This is a genomic window from Paenibacillus sp. J22R56, assembly GCF_056269375.1.
Genome location: NZ_JBWDNV010000003.1, coordinates 180,652 through 199,459, shown reverse-complemented (window position 1 = coordinate 199,459; position 18,808 = coordinate 180,652). Strand labels below are relative to the sequence as shown.

Genomic DNA, 18,808 nt, shown 5'->3' with positions numbered 1-18,808 from the left:
TTTGTATGCGTTTGAGAAAAGGAGATCCCTCTCCGCCACCGGCAGAGGTGACTGGGAATTTTGATCGGGAACAACACAAAAAAGATCATCCTACCGCGTCACGGTTAATGATCTTTTGTAATATCGGGATCAAATGAACGGTAAAAAAATTGAACTAAGTCAATTCTCCAGCATAGTAAGCATAAATCTGCTCAATAGGCTTAAAGTAGAGATGCCCGTCTTCCCATGGCTGAAAATGAAGATCCATCCGCGAATCGCTCCAATTCTCGGGTGTCCCCTTCGTTTGAAGACGCCCTGGTACGACGGGTTCTTCTGTCACATTCGGGAACTCCTGATAGCCGAACAGAAGAGTCTCATGCATGCCGATGATCTCATATTTGGGACCAAAGAACGCCCGCTCCTCCTGAAGCTGATAATGGTAGTAAATATAGCTGCTGACCATCTCCGGCTTCAAATGTGCGACCCTGCCGACTCGTCTCTCCACTTGATGCTTACGCTGCCAGTGCTCGGCGCCCGCCGGTTCATTAAAGTGGAATACGTCGACCATACGAATCCATTGCCGCGGCCCCCCTTGCCCGGGCCAATCCTTCAAATACGGCGTGGCCACACTTGCGAGCTCTTCGGGCTGGATGGATCCATCCATACACTCGTAGTAGAGGAAAACGTTATTGTTCCAATGAAACGCTGCTGCTGTCATTAATCGACCCTGTTTCACCAGACTGGCGGCCTGTTTGTCGAGCTTCAACGCCTGCAGACCTTCAGTTGCCTGCTCCTCTTTCCACACTGCTCTATAAATCAATCGCTCTATCAAATTCCTCAACTCCACTTCCGTATAAGGATTAAGAATAATAACGACGCTTAGCCAGCCACTCGCCTGCATAATCAACGGCTTCCTTCATCTCAAGCAGTATACTTTCCGCTTGGCCCACTTGACCGATGGTGACCGTGCCTTCATCCGCAAAATGCCTTCCGAGCTCTTCAAAATCATCGGAGCTGTAGGCATAATCCATAAACCATTTCCACGACCGCCGACCATTCACCATCATCGCTGCGCCCATCTTTTTGGTTGGCATCCCTTGAAGCCTCGTCTCAGCAAGATGAAAGCTCGTACAGGAATCGAAGCCAGCTCCAAGCAGCAGCACTTTTGCATTTGCAGCGTAAAGCTTACCCAGCGGCGAATCCTCACCAAACTGCGGGGTTAATGGATGGTCTGCCACAATATACGAGGCATGCCGGCCATTAGCGCAAAATGAAACCTGCGGATGACTAGAGCGCAGTGTTCCCGGATAAGTCCGGAACAGCTCTGCAATCCTTCCCATCCCCCGTGTAGGAGTAACCTTTGCATCAAAGGCTGGCATTTCTTTATATATAATATCGATCCAGTCCTGAGGCACAGGAGGATTCCCCCATTCGGCGGGATCACTCCAATCTCCGCTTTGCGCTGGCATGACCAGCGTTCCAGCGTCCCCGATCGATTGTAATAACGCTTGAATGACGGCCTGAGCACCACCGCACACCCATCCAATGCTGGACAAAGAGGAATGAACAAGAACATGATCGCCTTCTTGTATGCCTAGCTGTTTGAGGTCGTGAACCATGCCAGTTACCGTAACAGGCAGTTGTGTTCGATTGATAATGTCATGCTCGCTCATTCGTTGTCACTCCTTGACCTGTAGTTCTCACAGGCGTAATTAGAAATAGGGCAGAAGAACAATCGTCTGCTGGATGAATCATGATTGGACTACGTTGTCCGGTAAATCGCAAACGAAGATACCTGCTGTCCATAAAACGAAGGAGGTCGATAAGAAATTTACTGTTAACTGCGATCTCGAAAGGATCACCACTTATTTGCTGTAAAGGTATTGTCTCATGAACCTCTCCTATTTCGGCTGTTCTAGATAGTAGGTCTAATTGATTGGCAGCAGCCGCAATTCGGATTACACTTTCACTCGCAAATACCGTTGTCCGCTCCACGGCACGAAGGAATAAAGATGTATCCACAACAATCTCTGTCAAATAAGAGGTGGGAATGAAATTTTTTATAAGCGGATAAACGCCCTCAAGTAATACGGATTGAAGCTGAACTCGGCCTACTCGAAAGCTTATGTAATGGTGACCAATTTCTATCTCCGTTCTGGCAGTCTCCTCATCCAATAGTCTGGCTGCCTCCATTAAATTCCTACTGGGAATGATAATATCAGCATCGAGGTCAGCCTGTCTGTTTATTGGTATAGAAAGAGAGGCAAGACGGATTCCATCTGTAGCAGCCAGACTAAGCCATTCATTTTGACATACCAAATGAATACCCGTTAATACAGGACGAGTCTCCGAGGTAGAGGCAGCAGCAGCTACCTGCTTAATGGATGTCTTCAGTGTGGCATTGTTTACACTTAACTTCAACAAAGAAGTGCTCACTGTTGTTGTAACTGGAAATTCTGCTGGATTCATTCCGCTTAGTCGAATCCGGGAATGACCAGACACAATCGTAAGAATGAATGGTTCCAACTGTTCTATTGTAATAGCTCCCGCATCAAGTTTACGGATGACCTCATGAAAATATCGCGCCGGAACAACGATTCCGCCTACTCTTTGCACCTTCATACAACGATCATCTTGAGCAATTGTGTATTGAATCTTCACACTTGAATTACTGGCTGTCACAGTCAGCCCTTGTGTGTTTGCCTCTATATGTATTCCCGTTAATATGGCGATAGGATTATTCGTTGATACCGCTTTTAGCACATGCTGAATTGCGTCTATAAGGGAGTCCTTTGTAATCTCCAACCGCATAACCTTCACCTGCCTTCGAGGGCAATTATGAATAATAGGAATTAATGATGTTACGGATAACCTCCGAGCGCGACAGCTGTTGTTCCTGACACTGCTTCTCTACTTTGTCCCATATTTCTTCGGTCAGCGTTAAGGATACCTTTTTAGTCGCCCCGATATTTTTTCTGCCAGCCCCTTTCCTCAGGCCGCCTCTCGCAGATATAAACCCCAACTGACCATCTTTATTGGAAACACCAATTTTAATTTCATGATTACTCATCTCGACAGTATCCCCTGTTAATTGATTTAGGTAACTTTAATCAAAATATGTAATTTAATTGTATCATGAAATTAGAAAAAATTACAAATTAATCTCCGTAAACAACTGCCGTATCCAGCTAACACAGCAATATCCCTTCTCCCACTAAGATGGTAATATAAAACTATCAATTATTATCCAATTAGGATAGGTGACCACATAGATGTCTATTACCTATAAGATGTATACGATGTGCATGGTGCAAGACAAGGATAAGGTTCTATTAATTAACCGACCGGATAAAATGGGCTTCCCAGGCTACATTGCTCCCGGCGGCAAGGTTGATTTTCCCGAAAGTATTGTGAATGGGGCAATCCGAGAAGTTCGTGAAGAGACAGGCCTGATCGTTAAAGATATTGTTTACAAAGGGTTAGAAGAATTTTGCGATCCAAGCAAGCAGCTTAGATATATGGTGTTTAATTATTTGGCTACTTCGTTCGAGGGACAGCTGCTCGAGAATCCACCGGAAGGTGAACTGCTGTGGGTGAACAAAGAAGATGCGCTGAAGCTGCCCATGCAGGATTGGTTTGCACGCCGATTCCCACTGTTCTTCGAGGACGGTACCTTTGAGCTCAGCTATGTTTGGGATGAGAATAGAGATCAGACATTGGATAAAACAGAGCGGCAGTATAGGAGCAAGAGCAGCATCAGCTTATAACCACACAGCAAGATATTAGCACTTGTATAAAATAAGCAGCATACGCTATACTAGTAAAAATTAAGATTATGCCGATGAAGAGAATCCAACTCGGAGGCGTTCTCGTCAAGGGGAAGCCAATTCCCCCTAAGTTAACCGGGCCCGCCCGTTACCGCGGAACTAAGTGGATTGAGCAGTGATGCTGTTTAATCAATTTGGGTGGCACCGCGAGAATAAGCGCTCTTCGTCCCAATTTTGGGAGGATTGAGCGCTTTTTTGTATTCTCAAAATTAAAGGAGCGAGTGCCATGTTAGACATCAAATGGATTAGACAAAATCAAGAGCTTATTCAAACCACAGCCGATCAAAAAGGAATCGCCCTCTCGGTCTCGGAGTTAGTAGAATGGGATGATAAGAGACGTGCGTTACTTCAGGAGATTGAACAGCTTCGACAGGAACGGAATCAGACCATTGAAGAGATTAATCACTTCATTCGCAGCAATGACCTTCCTCACATCGAACCTAAGAAGCTTCATATGAAAGAAATCAACAAGTGTATCAGCACGTTAGAAAATGAACACAAAGAAGTCCATCAGCATTACACGAATCTCCTGTTATATGTTCCGAACATCGTCTCGCCAGACACGCCAATTGGTCTCTCGGATCAAGACAATGTGGAAGTAAAAAAGGTCGGAGAACCAACCAGCTTCACCTTTGATCCCAAAGATCACGTGACTCTTGGTGAGCTTCACCGGATGATTGATATCCCTCGAGGAGTAAAAACAGCCGGAAGCCGCAACTATTATTTGACTGGTGCGGGAGCTGTCTTGCATCGTGCGGTACAGCAGCTAGCCGTAGACTTGCTCACAGCAAAAGGCTTTACCCTGCTCGAGGTTCCTTTAATGGTACGGCAAGAAACCTTGTATAATACCGGCTTTTTCCCGCTAGGCGAGGAGCAAACTTTCCGCATAGCGGATGAGAATAAATGGCTTGTTGGTACTTCGGAGGTACCACTAATCTCGTACTACGATAACGAAATTGTAGATGTAACCGAACCAATCCGGCTAGCTGCAGTCTCGACCTGTTTCCGCAACGAAATAGGTTCGGCAGGCAGAGACGTACATGGTTTGTATCGGGTTCACCAGTTCTCGAAGGTGGAGCAGGTTATTATTTGTGAAGACAGCCTAGAGGCATCGGAGCAAGTTTTTCAAGAGATTACAGCAAATGCGGAAGAGCTATTGCAGCTGCTTGAGCTTCCCTATCGCGTAATGGCTGTCTGTACCGGAGATATGTCGCAAAAAACCTATAAACAGCTCGACATCGAGACTTGGATGCCTAGCCGGAACGCCTACGGCGAGACACATTCGTCGTCCAATCTTCTCGATTTCCAGGCACGCCGTTCGAACATTAGGTATCGGGATGCTGAGGGTAAAACACGGTTCTGCTACACCCTCAATAATACAGCTGTAGCTTCGCCACGCATATTGATCCCTCTATTGGAGAACCATCAGGAGGAAGACGGCTCGATCCGCATTCCTCAAGCTTTGCGCAAATATATGAATGGGATTGAACGTTTTCATATTTGATATCACCGGCCGAAAGGGTACTACTCCACTCCATTCGAGTCGCGCCCTCTTTAGCTGCGTTGTACTTTATACAGGTTATTTAAAGCTACCGAAGCGAGGGGGCTGCCTATGTAGTAAAATATGCAGGATATCGGCCGCTTTTTAGCTAATTTGCATCCCAGAAGAGCGAATATACTGTATTAAATACAACGTACCGCGGCTGATGAGGCGCAGGGTGGGCGAATGTATCTAAAAACAAACAACAGACCTCCTCTAACCAAAGAGGAGATCTGTTCTACTTTCTATTTCTATTCACGCTACAATCTGAAATTCACAGAGAAGATCGTTCCCCACTCGCTGGTCTGTACTTTAATGACCGCGTCATGCCGGGAGGCAATGCCATAGCTGACGGATAGGCCAAGGCCGGTTCCACTCGACTTCGTGCTGAAGAATGGCGTTCCGAGCTTTTCAAGGAATTCTTCCTTAATGCCGCTTCCTTGATCTATGACCTCCATGACAACTTCCTTATCGTTGGAGTAAGTCTTAATCGTTAAGATACCTCCGAGTGGCATCGCGTCTAGTCCGTTCAGGACAAGATTCAGCACTAGCTGGCGGATCTCCTTCTCATCGAGTTGAATGGGCGGGCATTCTCCCAGATCCAGTGCAATATCGTGATTGCCTGTCATCGCCTTGGATTGAATGAGTGGGAACAATGTTTCAATAACGGTGTTGATCTGCTTGAGCTTACGGCTCGTTGGAGCCTGCGCACCTACAGACAGAAACTCGGTTACGATATTGTGCACGCGGTCGAGCTCTTCAATCATTATGTCGGTATATTCCTTCGACGGGTTGTTCTTCGACAACTGCAGGAATCCACGGACAGTCGTCATTGGATTACGGATTTCATGCACAATACCAGCAGCCATTTCTCCAGTTATGTTGAGCCGGTCAAGCCGCGTAATTTCCTTCTCCAGAAACACACGCTCGGAAATATCAGTCACCACACTAAGGAGACATTCCTCTCCATGCACCTGCATCACTTCGCTCGACAGTAAGCCATCACGCAAATCACCAGATTTGGTCATATAGCGAATGCGGATATTCCGAACCGGCTCCCATGGGTTATGACGATTCGAAGCCGAGTCGCTCCTCTCCTCTGTCTCCACAATATATTGCAGCAAATCTGAGGTTTGATTCATCAATTCAATTCCTTCAAAGCCGGTAGCCTGCAGCAAGCTCTCATTCACATTAATATATCGCTGATCCTTTATCGATCTTAGGGCGATCAAGCAAGGTGTCGTATCAAAAATTTTACGGAAACGCTCCTCTTCCATCATTTTGCGGTCGGTCACATCACGGATCGAGCAGACGTATAGCTCTTGTTGGGCAATACTGGCTTTGCCAATCTGTACATCAACGGGGAATGGAACAGAGTCCTTACGAACTGCCGTTGTTTCGATCAGGTGAGTTCCTTGAAGATTCTCTGCACTTAGCAAAGAAGACATAGCAGGTACAATCTGATCAATATGCTGCCCTGCCAGTTTATCTGGCGTATAACCAAACATCTTGGCCGCAGTAGGATTCAAGGTTTGCATAATGCCGTACTCATCAACGGTTACGATCGTGTCATTAGAAGTCTCACCGATCACCTTAAGCAGCTCATTTTGCAACTTAATCTGCTCCTGATACTGATACATTTGGACAAAAGCTTCAATCTTCATTTTTAACGTTTCAGGATGGAACGGTTTGAAAATATAATCGATTGCGCCAACGGAATAGCCATGCTTCACATGTTCGGCCGCCTGGCTGATCGCTGTAATGAATATAATAGGAACATACTTGGAGCGCTCTCTCATCTTAATGAGACGGGCGGTTTCGAATCCGTTCATACCTGGCATCTGAACATCCAGCAGGATAACCGCAAAGTCTGTCGTTAGAACATGACGGAGCGCTTCTTCGCCGGAATGAGCCGAGAACAAGCGGTAATTGGGGGAGGCCAGTATCGCCTCAAGCGCGATCAGATTTTCCGGCCGATCGTCTACCATTAATATGTTGACCGTGGATACGGCGCTATTTAATTTTGCGGTAAAGCTTTTCATTAGGCTCCATCTCCTTGTAACAGTCTGTAAAGCTGGTAAAGGTCATGCTTTCCTTATGCCCAAGTCCCAGAAACCCGGAAGGGGACAAGCTCTCATAGAACAGTTCATGAACACGATTCTGAAGATGGGAGTTAAAGTAGATCATCACATTACGGCAAATAATAACGTGAAATTCATTAAAGGATTCATCAACCGCCAGGTTATGCTGGGCAAATGTGATTTTCTCCCCTAGGAAGGAGCGGAATTTCCCATATTCGTTCGCATAGGAGAGATAATCCTCAATCGAGCCTTTGCCGCCAGACAACTTATAGTTATGGGCATATTGCTCCAAGCGCTCGAGAGGAAACGATCCCAGCTTTGCTTCTTCAACGACCGCTTCATTCATATCCGTAGCATAAATTCTTGTTTTCTCAAGCAAGCCTTCCTCATGCAGCAGGATTGCCATCGAATAGGCTTCTTCACCTGTTGAGCAGCCCGCATGCCAGATCCGAATGAGAGGATAGTCCTGCAGCTGGGGAACGATGGTATGACGGAATGTTTTGAAGAAGCTTGGATCACGGAACAACTCTGTTACATTAATGGAGAAATCACTGGCCAGCCTCTTAAAAATAAGCCGATCATGCAAAACCTTCTCCTGCAAGCCGGATATCGTCTTCAGACGCTCAGCCTGGATGCGGTACCATATTCGGCGGCGTATGGTCGGCAGGACATAGTTGCGGAAATCCACACCGTAATACCGATAGAGCGCCTCAAGCAGCAATTCAATTTCAATCCGCTCGAGCTCTTCGAGCGGTTCCTTATCATTCTTGCACAAATGCCTTACCACCTATCTGCTCAGCCAAGCATGTATGCGGGCAAACAACTGCTCCAGCTTGACGGGCTTGCTCATATAATCAGATGCACCTGCTTCAATACATTTGTCTTTGTCATCTTTCATTGCTTTGGCGGTTAACGCAATAATCGGCAGCGATACGAAGCCTGGCATTTGCCGCAACGTGCGCATCGTCTCATAGCCATCCATTTCAGGCAGCATAATATCCATCAGGATAAGATCCACATCCGGATTGTCCTTCAACACTTTTAAGCATGAAAGTCCATTCTCAGCAAAAAGGACATTGACCTGTTTGCTTTCCAGGGCGATGGTTGTGGCGTATATATTTCGCATGTCGTCGTCGACGATTAATATCTTTTTGCCGACCCATACCGCGTCATCCAGCTCATTCTCAAGGTCTTGTGGTTCAACCACAATCTCAGGCTCTGGCTCGGCTACTGCGGCAGCTGATTCTTGATGAACAATCGCTGCTCCCTCGGCCTCTTCCTCATGAGGCAATACCAGCGAGAACACACTTCCTTTACCAACTGCACTGCTCACGTTAATCTCGCCATTCAACAAATGAGCCATATTGATGCTGATCGACAGCCCAAGTCCCGTCCCGCCGTATCTCCGGTTGGTTGTCCCATCCGCTTGTTGGAATGCTTGGAAGATCAGCTCCTGCTTCTCCTTCGGAATGCCAATACCGGTATCTGAGATAGAGAAGGCAATTCCCGAATGGGATAAAGAGCCTGTATGGGCACGATGAATATGCAGCTTCACTTCACCCCGCTCGGTGAATTTGAAGGCGTTGGACAGCAGGTTCTTAATAATCTGCAATAGACGCTGTTCATCCGTAAAGATAGCCTGCGGCAGATCAGGATCCAGGACCGTTGTGAACATGAGACCTTTCAGACGGGCAACCGGGAGAAACTGCTGCTCGGCAAATTCACTGATATCATGCAGACAGACCTTTCCGTTTACGAGATCGATCTTCCCGGCTTCAACCTTGGCCAGATCAAGGATATCGTTAATTAACTGAAGCAGATCATTACCCGAATGATGAATCGTATTGGCGTATTTGACCTGGTGCTCATTCAGATTGCCCTCTACATTGGTTGCCAGAATATTAGACAAGATGAGCAGACTGTTCAGAGGTGTACGCAGCTCATGAGACATATTAGCTAGGAATTCAGATTTATACTGGGAGCTAAGCGACAGCTGCCTTGCTTTTTCCTCCAGCTGCGTCTTGGTCTTCTCCAGTTCCCGTGTCTTCTGCTCAGAGTTCTTGTACTGCTCCTCCAGCTTCTCATTAATTCCCCGCAGTTCTTCGGACTGGGTCTGCAGCTCTTCCGTCAGAACCTGTGACTCCGCGAGCAGCTGCTCAACCTGCATACGTCCGGAAATACTGCTTAACACACCTCCAAGATGTGCGGATGCTTGCTGCATCAGCGTTTGTTGAATGGGGCTGAATGGACGGAATGAGGCTACTTCGATAACCCCAACCACCTGCCCTTCGAAATGGATCGGCATAATCAGCAGACTCGCTGGTGCGGATTTTCCTAATCCCGACGTAATTTGAATATAGTTGTCCGGGAGATTGTTCAGCAGAATCGTCCGATTTTCCAAGGCAGCTTGTCCAACAAGCCCCTCACCCGTCTTAAAGGATTCCACTCCGATGCTGGTCTGTTGATACGCATAGGAAGCCAACTTACTCAGCTGTTGACGCCGGCCTGCGCCTTCTTTCAAGTAGAATACGCCATAACTCGCTTCAACGAGTGGTGTAATGGTGGTAATAAACAGCTGTGCTAATGCTTCTAAATGATTAATGCCTTGGAACTTTGTAGCCATTTCGGCGACATTCGTCTCAAGCCAGCGCTGTTCTTCTTCAAGGATTGAATATTTATTAAGTGTGATCGCCATCTCATTAAAGGAACGGGCAATATCGCCAATCTCGTCCTGTGAGCGGACTTGTATTTGAGGTAGTTTGGAGGCTGTATTGGAATCGTGGGTAAAACCTGTAATCACACTTGTAATTTTGAAAAGATTGCTCGTGATGCGTTGAGATAACAGGAGTCCAATCAGCAGAGTTAATAGAAAGGTAACAACAGTAAGCATAGCGGTCATCGTGTTAACGAAGTCCACCATAGAGGCATTCTTGGCTCTTTCTTGATCTAATAATTGCTGTTGATGATTCACAAAAGCCTTAGAAAGCGGCCCCAGCTCTTCCCCTATTGGAAGTACAGCCGTTTTAAAATAAGCGAGTGCCGTCTCCTGATCATGATCCTTCTCCAGATTAACGAGCAGCTCATCAGAAGCTCTAATGAAGGATTCGTCCGTATTCGCCAGCTCCTGGAACGCTTCCTGCACATCAGGCTTAATGATCAGGTTATCCACCTCATCAACAAGGGCCGTCATTTGCGTATTTGAGGCACGAAGCTCTGTCAGAAAATCAGGGTCTTGCGTCAGCAAATAGCCCCTCAGGCTGTTCGTTTGCTGAACAGACAAATACTGAATTTCCGTAGCTTTACTGAGCACGGCTACCCGTCTGTCAATTAATTCATCAAAGGATTGATTGAGTTTATCGTTGTAAATGTACGCCGTTATATTCACAGCTGTTACAAAGAAAGCAACGGACAAAAAGCTGACAAGCAGCTTACTTCTAATCGTAAACCTCATGAAACACCTCTCTATTCATTTCTTTTATATTACTATTGTTACTATTAAGTGAATATAGCAAAAAGTACTAGTTATACAGCAATTTTAATTTGTCACAAAATAGACACATTTAAGCAAGGGGTTTCGACATACATTCAATGATTGGTTGCTCTATACTTGCGTTATTATCCGAATGTCACAATAACTAACACACTCATAATGAATGAAGCAATAAGAACAATGGAGGGATTTCTGTCATGGCCATGCTTATGATGAAGGATAACATGAACCAGCTCTTCGCTGATTATGAACATCCGGCTTTTTACGATGAAATGTTTGAAGGGCGAGGCAAAGGCAGAACCCACTACGGTGCTATCCTGCAACGGTTGTCCAAAATGGGGCTGGAAGAATTAAAAAAGCGTGACGCCATGATGCAAGAAGAAATGGTCAAGCAAGGGATTACCTTTACCCTATACAGCAATAATCCGGAAGAAGCCTCGCAAGAGAGGACCATTCCTTTTGACATGATGCCGAGGGTCATTACTTCTGATGAATGGCTTCATCTGAATCAAGGCCTAAAGCAGCGGGTCAAAGCATTGAATCTTTTTATATGGGACATCTATCATGAGCAAAATATATTAAAAGACGGACTCATTCCTTCCGATATGGTTCTGAATAATCCTTATTATGTGCCAGAGATGGCTGGAGTAGATGTTCCAAACCGCACTTATATTCCATTATCCGGTATTGATATTATTCGCGGCCTTTCTGGAGAATTTTATGTTCTCGAGGATAATCTTCGAACCCCTTCAGGCCTTTCCTACGTGTATAAGAACCGGGCTCTCACAACAACCTTACTTCCCGAATTGTTCTTCGATCAACGAGTTCGCAGTATCGATCAAGGAATGAACGCCCTGCTCTCTAGCCTTCGCAGCTTAGCTCCGAATTCTAAACTAGACCCTCGCGTAGTTTTACTTACTCCAGGCATTTATAACTCCGCCTATTATGACCATACTTTTCTGGCGCAAGAAATGGGAATTGACTTGGTTGAAGGCAGCGACCTGATTGTCAAAGACCGGGTTGTCTATATGAAAAGCAGCGATGGACTTCGCCAAGTTGATGTCATTTACCGCCGAATTGACGATGAATATTTGGATCCTCAAGTTTTCCGCAAAGATTCCTTACTAGGTGTACCAGGACTCATGGATGCCTATCTTGCCGGTAATGTAGCATTAGCGAATGCCCCTGGAACAGGTGTAGCTGATGATAAAGCGGTGTATGCATATGTGCCAGATATAATCCGTTACTACCTCAAGGAAGAACCCATCTTGAACAATGTTCCCACTTATATTCTAACAAGACCTCATGAGAGAGAGTATGTGCTGTCGCGCATATCCGATATGGTCGTCAAAGAAAGGTCCTTATCTGGGGGGTACGGCATGCTGATCGGGCCAACGGCCACGGAAGAAGAGATTAAAGCTTTTGCCGAGAAAATCGCCCAGCATCCGGAGCGTTATATTGCGCAGCCTACTGTAAAGCTGTCCTGCAGTCCATCACTTACCGGCGGCCGTGTTGCTCCCCGTCATATTGATCTTCGCGCTTTTACCTTCATGGGCTCCGAAACGTACGTCATCCCGGGTGGCTTAACCCGTGTGGCATTGAAGGAAGGCTCTCTTGTCGTCAATTCATCGCAAGGCGGCGGTACAAAGGATACATGGGTGTTGGCCTAATCCGGCATTATAAATTTCACGAAGAGGTGGAAAAAATGATAAATCGTTATGCGGAACTCCTACTCCTGATCGGACGTCTTTTGGAGAGAGCAGATAACTATTCCCGCATTATTAATGTCTACTATAGTATGCGTGATGAGCTGGTCGAAGAGGAGCAAGGCTATACATGGGAGCGGCTTGTTGCTGCCGTAGGCGATGTCGAGGAATTTAAACGGGTGCAGCCACAGGCGAGTGAGTGGGCTGTCCTTCACTACCTGACATTCGAACGCTCAAATGAGGATAGCATTTTTTCCTGTGTTCAGCAGGCTAGAACTCATATCCGTACCTTAAGGCCAATGCTGCCCGTCGAGCTGTGGGATATTATCAATTCCTTCTATTTATGGCTGAAGGAACAGGAAGTTAATAAGATGATGCCGCAGTCTCCTTATATGTTCTATAAACGGGTCAGTGAATGGCTCTCGATGTTTAACGGTGCGGCGGATTCCACAATGGTTCGTGGACAAAGCTGGAATCTCTTTCAATCCGGAAAATTCCTGGAACGGTTAAACAGTACCGTTCGCATTATACATGCCACTTATGGCAACCTGCTGAAGGATACGAAGCAGCTTAATGAGGAAGCCCGCTATAATCGATTCCTTGTGCTCCTGAAATCCTGCGGCGGCTATGAGGCCTTCCGCAAATTCCATGCTCAGGACGTCCGGCTCGCTGAAGTGACGGAATTCCTGCTTCGAAATGCTGAATTCCCGCGCTCCGTCCGATTCGCAATTGATTCTCTGGCCAGCAATGTGGAGATTAATCCGATTGTAAATCAATCCATAAAAACATTATCCATCCAAACAAGTGATGTCCTCGCTTGTATACGTGCCAACAAACAGCGTTATGGTGATAATGTGACCGAGGAAGTGCAGCTGCTCCTGCAGCAGTTGCTGCACTCCCAAGGTGATCTTGGATCGTTTATTGCCGAGGCTTGTTTACAAGTGGAGGAGCAGCAGGATCCTGTGGAAATATGAAAGGGTTATCAAGGAGCTGCCGCGGCAGCTCCTTTCTTACATTTAGACCTCTATTTCAACACCAAAAAATACAACAGACTCGATTTCTTTTGTATTCACTATTGGGGTAAAGGGTTTTACGATGGTAATCGTATCATCGCCATGATCTCCAATGACCATTCCATTAAAGACAGCTGTTGTTTTAGAAGTTCCATCTTTATAATTAATAGTAAGCGGGTAGCTGTCGGAATACTCGTTTGGTCCAATCTCCTTAAATAATGGGCTAGCGGCTTCCGATATCTCTTTTGTATAAGCACTACCTAGCTTTAAGGTAACGGAAATAGGTGAAATGGATAGTGTTGTTATTTCAGCCTTATAGCCATATAAGGATACCGCCTGATTTAACGGATACGTTGTAGACATATTGATGTAGTCCATTTTAAATGGAATTTTCCACGAACCTCGAATGAGGGTCTCATATTGATCGGGATAAACATCAGCCTCTTCCAAATTGCTGAGCATCAAAGTAACATCTTGTCCTGCTACCTTATTATTCTGCAGCAAGCAGCTCATAACCAAGCTGATTTTATTATCGTTTGGGTTGTCATCTTCTAACAAGGTGTAGTCGTAGCTGTAAGTTGAAGATAATCCCGGAGCATTCTGACTTAAAGAGGCTTCAAAACGATATCGTTTTGCATTCAAATCGATGCCCTCTGGCGCAGCAAAGTCCATTAATATGTAAATCAAATTGCTGTCACCAATAACTTGCTTCACTTCAAGCTTTCCTTCTTTGTTGGCTGCTTGCTTGTTAACCTCAAGAGCCCCATTATCTAAGTACAATCCTTGTTCGTTATTTGATGGACTTAGAAAGCTCAACCACTTCACATCCAAGCCTAAATAGCTCCCAGCATAAGCCGTTGTCGCTAATACAAAAATCATAACCGCTGCTGCCAGCGCCCCGAATCGAAAATGTCTCCGTGATAATGGTCTTCTTTGCTCTATCGTGATTTTCGCTATTATTTCATCAAAGAGTTTCTGTTGATGCTCCTCATTAGGCTTTAGTGCCTCAAATTGTTCCTTGAGATGGCTCTCGATCAATGTACTTCCCTCCCATATCCGCCTTTAGACGCTCACGCCCTCTGGATAACTGCGTTTGTATCGTGCTTTCTCGAAGGTTGAACAGCTTAGATATTTCTCGTATGGAGTGATCCTCTATATAGTACAAATACAGAACCGTTCTATATTTTTCAGGCAGCAGAAGCAGCTTCTCCAGCACCTCCCTCTGCGGCTCATTGTTCTCCCAGTATGTCTTTTCAGGCAAGACCTCAAGGTCTACACGGCGGGATCTCCACCAGCTTTTCAGAACGTCCTTGCAGTAATTTTTGGTCGTCACAATAAGCCATGCTTTTTCATGTTCATGATCGTTAAAAGCTGCTTTCTGCTTAATTAGCTTTAGGAATATCGATTGAACAGCGTCATCCGCATCAGCCGTATTTTTCAGAAAAATAAAGCATAGCCTGTACACCGTGCCTATATTTCGCTTGTATATATCAGCAAACTCGCTATCTTGGGCGTTCATTTATTCACCTCCTGTATATATCACGATTGGCTAATGAAAAATATCTCATAGAATCTTCAGGAAGTAAAAATAAAACCGCCTTTGTGAAAGGCGGTATATACCCATTAATTATTTATTTTTTCACTATATATCCAAAGCATTTTTTATTGGCTTTTGAAGGACATCCACAATGGCCGCGATGATACCTGTTGCTAAAATACCAATTAGACATAACGGTACAGGAGCCGCATCACCACCTGTAACTTTAGCGCATATCTTTAAGCTTACTATTGCTAATAAAAAGAGGAAAATGACTGTAATCGCACATTTCTTTATAATCTGCAAAGATTTAAGGGATAGTTCAGAGAATGCATTGTTCTTTTCGACGTAGGTTAATAGTTTATATGCTTGGTACAGCGCAACAGAAAACGCGATACAGAATCCGTATGCACATACTAGAAAAGGGATTAGGAAGTAAGCTGTATCTGGATGCACTCTTGCATCTTTAACAGTCGCCCCAGGCAACCAGATGCACAATGTAAGCACTGCAATTCCAGCTAGAAAAATAATGCCCTTCAAGAAAGTGGTTGAGCCCCATTTAACATTCATTTATAACACCTCACTTATTTAATGACAATATGATCTTATCATTTGATTTATCGTTTTTCAATAAATTAGTATTGTATTATATATTATTATTATTGTTATTTAAACATCCTTATCATTTTATTAAAAATAAAATGAGACCCTCCATATAAGGAGAGTCTCTTATATTTAAATTACCTTATTCTTTAATCAGTGTAATCTCAACGACCGTATCCCGCTCATCCGGGAGCGGATAAGTCGAGTGCTCCGGTCTAGCAAAGTTGAAGAAAGCATCCTCCTGATACAACGATGCATTCCACGGACGAGAGACGAACACCTCGGCGCCGTCCGACAGCAGCCTCGCGTACTTCACGCGGCCCGCCAACCCGACCAAATTGATCGGACCAACACTTTCCTCGAAGAGATGAGCGTAAAGCTTATTCCCTTTTCGGGTATATCTGCCCCATTCCGGCTTCGTTAGACCAGCTTCGCCGCAGCCATAAATGCTGTCTCCATTCCTGCTTATCCATTGCCCAACTTCTTCAAGAATATCTAGGGATTCGCGTGGAATCTCGCCCTTCGCATCAGGTCCAACGTTTAATAACAGGTTGCCGTTCTTACTAACGCATTCCACGAGCTTACGGATCACCGTCTTAGCCGACTTATACGTAAGATCTGCCGCGCTATAGCCCCAGTTATTGTTCAGCGTAATACATGCTTCCCAAGGAATGGAGTTACCCGCTTCATCCGTAATTCCACTTGGCGGAATAATTTGCTCCGGAGAGGCAAAGTCACCGGAGAACACGCTCGGATTATCCGTATAAATTGAACCGCCCTCCTCGCCGCTCGCTTCGAGACGGTTATCCACGATGATGTGCGGCTGAATGGAACGAATCATCTCCATAAGCTCCGTAGCACGCCATGCTTCTCCCTTTAGATCGCCATAGGAGAAGTCGAACCACATAATATCGAGCTTGCCATAGTCGGTCAGCAATTCTCTAACTTGACCGTGCATATAGTTCAGATAATTCACGAATCGCTCAGGGTCACGCTTGTACTCCTCATTGTCCCGCATCGGATGAATTTGATCGCCATAGGCCGGATAGTCCGGATGATGCCAATCCAGCAGCGAATAATATAAACCAACCTTCAGCCCTTCCTCGCGGAAGGCGTCAAGGAACTCTCTCACCAGATCCCGGCCGGATTTCGTGTTCGTTGACTTGTAATCCGTCAGATTACTATCGAACAGACAGAATCCGTCATGGTGCTTGGCTGTCAGTACTGCATATTTCATCCCCGCTGCCTTGGCCGCTTTCGCCCATGCCTTTGGATCATAGCGTTCCGGGTTGAATTCATCAAAGTAGACCTGATAGTCCTCATTGCTGATTCGTTCAGCGTTTCTCACCCATTCCCCGCGCGCGGGAATGGCGTATAGTCCCCAGTGAATGAACATGCCGAATCGGTCCTGAAGGAACCACTGGGTACGTTCTGTACGCTGCTCGATATAAGATTGACTCATCGGAAAGGATCGCCTCCATAGCATCTGATATACCCTTAGTCTAGCAATGATTTATGCTATGATATAGGCAGTAAATTAGCTAGTATGGGGATCAGATTAACCTAAGTTGAGGTGTCCACCGCATGCCGCTTGACCAAAACCCAGAATTTCTAAATGAGATGCTTCAGCACCTGCAGGTGCATCTGGAGGAAGCTTATTATACCGAATGCTCACCGCAATGGCGCGAGCTGGATTACGTTCCTAAGTACAATAAGTTTTATCTGATCTGCGAGGGAGAGGGCTGGCTGCAGATAGACGGAGAGGAATACCGACCTGTTCCAGGCCAGCTGGTCCATATGCCCGCTCACGTTCTGCAATCCTATTCCGCTGTAAGCGATATGCCTTATGCGAAATATTGGTGCCATTTTACCGCCACGATGGGAGAAATGGATCTTTTCCAATGGGTAGATGCTCCTTCTATCTTAGATATCTCTCCCCCGCTCATGGACAGGCTGATGTCGCTATTCCGTGAGCTGAGCAGCTTGTACCAGAATCGAAGTTACCTGGCGCGAATCCGAGAAAAAGCCATTCTGCTCGAGATCATCGCCTTGTTCTTGTCCGAATCTAATACCCATCTTCGGTTTGTACCGGGTCGGCTTGGCGAGATCGAACGATTAAAGCAGATTGAGACTTTTATCGAGGCCAATCTATCCGAATCCCTCACGCTGGAGCAGCTGGCCAAGCATGTTCATCTTCACCCGAACTATCTCGTCCGTTATTTCAATAAACATTTTGCCGTCTCCCCGCTCAAATACATCAATCGCAAGCGAATGCAGAAGGCCAAGTCCCTGCTAGGATCGACCGACTTGTCCATAAAAGAAATCGCGGAAGCTGTCGGCTTCCCCGATACGAATCATTTTGCCAAGGCGTTCCGTAAGGAAGCGAGCTGCTCTCCAACCGAGTATCGTCTGCGGGCGGGGCGGATCTGAAACAGGTGAAGATTATGTGAGGCCATATCCGTCGCCAGTCTGAGACAGCTTCCATCCTTGGGGCGATTATCTCCTTGCCGCTTTGCTCTATAATGAGGGACAAAGAACAATCGTCCAGGGAGGATTGAGGTAAATGCTCGATAATCGAGAGGATATTCAGGCGATACATGAGGTGTTTTCTGCCTTATCCCTTGCTTGGCAGCAGGGCAATGGTAAGGCGTATAGCGAGATCTTCACGCCTGATGCAGACTATGTAACCTTCTTTGGCCAACACTTAAAGGGCCGAAGCGAAATTGATCACGCCCATCAAGCCTTATGGAATGGTCCGTTACGTGGTTCAAGACTTATTGCGGACTCCAATGATATGAAGTTACGCTTCTTAACCTCCGAGTTAGCGATTGCACATGCCACTGGAGCTGTTATGATGCGATGGCAAAAGAAAGCTCCAGCGAGCCGCGATTCCATTAATACAAACGTGTTAGTGAAGCAAAATGGCGAGTGGAAAATCGCCGCTTTCCATAACTGCCGGATCAAAAAATTTAACTGGCTGACACGCCGTTTGTTTAAAGTGGAATAATATCATTTTATAGTACAAAAAAAGG

At 45.8% G+C, this 18,808-nt stretch carries 17 protein-coding genes; 6 read left to right on the top strand and 11 right to left on the bottom strand.

Going from position 1 to position 18,808, the window contains the following annotated elements; genetic code table 11:
* Positions 1-154 precede the first annotated feature (154 nt).
* From AC0YNT_RS08850 to AC0YNT_RS08835, 4 genes are read right to left on the bottom strand one after another with little or no spacing between them, the layout of a single operon-like run.
* The gene (locus AC0YNT_RS08850; RefSeq protein ID WP_475804233.1) at positions 155-811 is read right to left on the bottom strand and encodes a hypothetical protein; all 657 of its coding nucleotides are present in this window, start codon (positions 809-811) and stop codon (positions 155-157) included.
* 28 nt (positions 812-839) lie between these two features.
* Entirely contained in the window at positions 840-1,652 is an 813-nt protein-coding gene (locus AC0YNT_RS08845) for an AAC(3) family N-acetyltransferase (RefSeq protein WP_475804232.1), read from the bottom strand.
* Complete coding sequence (dnaN, locus tag AC0YNT_RS08840; RefSeq protein ID WP_475804231.1) at positions 1,639-2,790, bottom strand: DNA polymerase III subunit beta; 1,152 nt, start codon at positions 2,788-2,790, stop codon at positions 1,639-1,641. The genes AC0YNT_RS08845 and dnaN overlap by 14 nt, the downstream gene beginning before the upstream one ends.
* A gap of 25 nt (positions 2,791-2,815) precedes the next feature.
* Complete coding sequence (locus tag AC0YNT_RS08835; RefSeq protein WP_475804230.1) at positions 2,816-3,049, bottom strand: ribbon-helix-helix protein, CopG family; 234 nt, start codon at positions 3,047-3,049, stop codon at positions 2,816-2,818.
* 202 nt (positions 3,050-3,251) lie between these two features.
* Between AC0YNT_RS08835 and AC0YNT_RS08830 the strand changes: the two genes are divergently transcribed.
* Entirely contained in the window at positions 3,252-3,746 is a 495-nt protein-coding gene (locus AC0YNT_RS08830) for an NUDIX domain-containing protein (protein WP_475804229.1), read from the top strand.
* Between the two features lie 286 nt (positions 3,747-4,032).
* Positions 4,033-5,310, top strand: a complete 1,278-nt coding sequence (gene serS, locus AC0YNT_RS08825) for a serine--tRNA ligase (RefSeq protein ID WP_475804228.1) — start codon at positions 4,033-4,035, stop codon at positions 5,308-5,310.
* A gap of 296 nt (positions 5,311-5,606) precedes the next feature.
* Here the strand turns inward: serS and AC0YNT_RS08820 are convergent, their stop codons facing one another.
* The 3 genes from AC0YNT_RS08820 to AC0YNT_RS08810 are packed head-to-tail and all read right to left on the bottom strand — an operon-like array spanning position 5,607 to position 10,878.
* The gene (locus AC0YNT_RS08820) at positions 5,607-7,388 is read right to left on the bottom strand and encodes a PAS domain S-box protein (protein WP_475804227.1); all 1,782 of its coding nucleotides are present in this window, start codon (positions 7,386-7,388) and stop codon (positions 5,607-5,609) included.
* Complete coding sequence (locus AC0YNT_RS08815; RefSeq protein WP_475804226.1) at positions 7,360-8,202, bottom strand: CheR family methyltransferase; 843 nt, start codon at positions 8,200-8,202, stop codon at positions 7,360-7,362. The genes AC0YNT_RS08820 and AC0YNT_RS08815 overlap by 29 nt, the downstream gene beginning before the upstream one ends.
* A gap of 12 nt (positions 8,203-8,214) precedes the next feature.
* Complete coding sequence (locus tag AC0YNT_RS08810) at positions 8,215-10,878, bottom strand: ATP-binding protein (RefSeq protein WP_475804225.1); 2,664 nt, start codon at positions 10,876-10,878, stop codon at positions 8,215-8,217.
* A gap of 236 nt (positions 10,879-11,114) precedes the next feature.
* Between AC0YNT_RS08810 and AC0YNT_RS08805 the strand changes: the two genes are divergently transcribed.
* Both AC0YNT_RS08805 and AC0YNT_RS08800 read left to right on the top strand, forming a co-directional pair.
* Positions 11,115-12,587: a circularly permuted type 2 ATP-grasp protein gene (locus tag AC0YNT_RS08805; RefSeq protein ID WP_475804224.1), complete on the top strand. Its 1,473-nt coding sequence runs from the start codon at positions 11,115-11,117 to the stop codon at positions 12,585-12,587.
* Positions 12,588-12,622: 35 nt separating this feature from the next.
* Complete coding sequence (locus AC0YNT_RS08800; RefSeq protein WP_475804223.1) at positions 12,623-13,597, top strand: alpha-E domain-containing protein; 975 nt, start codon at positions 12,623-12,625, stop codon at positions 13,595-13,597.
* Between the two features lie 42 nt (positions 13,598-13,639).
* On the opposite strand, the gene AC0YNT_RS08795 is transcribed toward AC0YNT_RS08800, so the two are convergent.
* The 4 genes from AC0YNT_RS08795 to AC0YNT_RS08780 form a co-directional block, all read right to left on the bottom strand.
* Positions 13,640-14,674 carry a DUF4179 domain-containing protein gene (locus AC0YNT_RS08795; RefSeq protein WP_475804222.1) on the bottom strand — a complete coding sequence of 345 codons (1,035 nt, stop codon included), beginning with the start codon at positions 14,672-14,674 and terminating at the stop codon, positions 13,640-13,642.
* On the bottom strand, positions 14,643-15,155 hold the full coding sequence (locus AC0YNT_RS08790) for an RNA polymerase sigma factor (protein WP_475804221.1): 513 nt from the start codon (positions 15,153-15,155) through the stop codon (positions 14,643-14,645). The genes AC0YNT_RS08795 and AC0YNT_RS08790 overlap by 32 nt, the downstream gene beginning before the upstream one ends.
* Before the next feature lie 123 nt (positions 15,156-15,278).
* A complete protein-coding gene (locus tag AC0YNT_RS08785; RefSeq protein ID WP_475804220.1) occupies positions 15,279-15,743 on the bottom strand; it encodes a DUF2975 domain-containing protein in 465 nt (154 codons plus the stop codon).
* 175 nt (positions 15,744-15,918) lie between these two features.
* Positions 15,919-17,238 carry an alpha-L-fucosidase gene (locus tag AC0YNT_RS08780; protein WP_475804219.1) on the bottom strand — a complete coding sequence of 440 codons (1,320 nt, stop codon included), beginning with the start codon at positions 17,236-17,238 and terminating at the stop codon, positions 15,919-15,921.
* A gap of 122 nt (positions 17,239-17,360) precedes the next feature.
* Here AC0YNT_RS08780 and AC0YNT_RS08775 point away from each other — a divergent pair, with 122 nt between their 5' ends.
* The gene (locus tag AC0YNT_RS08775; RefSeq protein WP_475804218.1) at positions 17,361-18,206 is read left to right on the top strand and encodes a helix-turn-helix transcriptional regulator; all 846 of its coding nucleotides are present in this window, start codon (positions 17,361-17,363) and stop codon (positions 18,204-18,206) included.
* A gap of 133 nt (positions 18,207-18,339) precedes the next feature.
* Positions 18,340-18,783 (top strand): SgcJ/EcaC family oxidoreductase, encoded by a 444-nt coding sequence (locus AC0YNT_RS08770; protein WP_475804217.1) that lies wholly within the window; start codon positions 18,340-18,342, stop codon positions 18,781-18,783.
* The last annotated feature ends 25 nt before the right edge of the window (positions 18,784-18,808 follow it).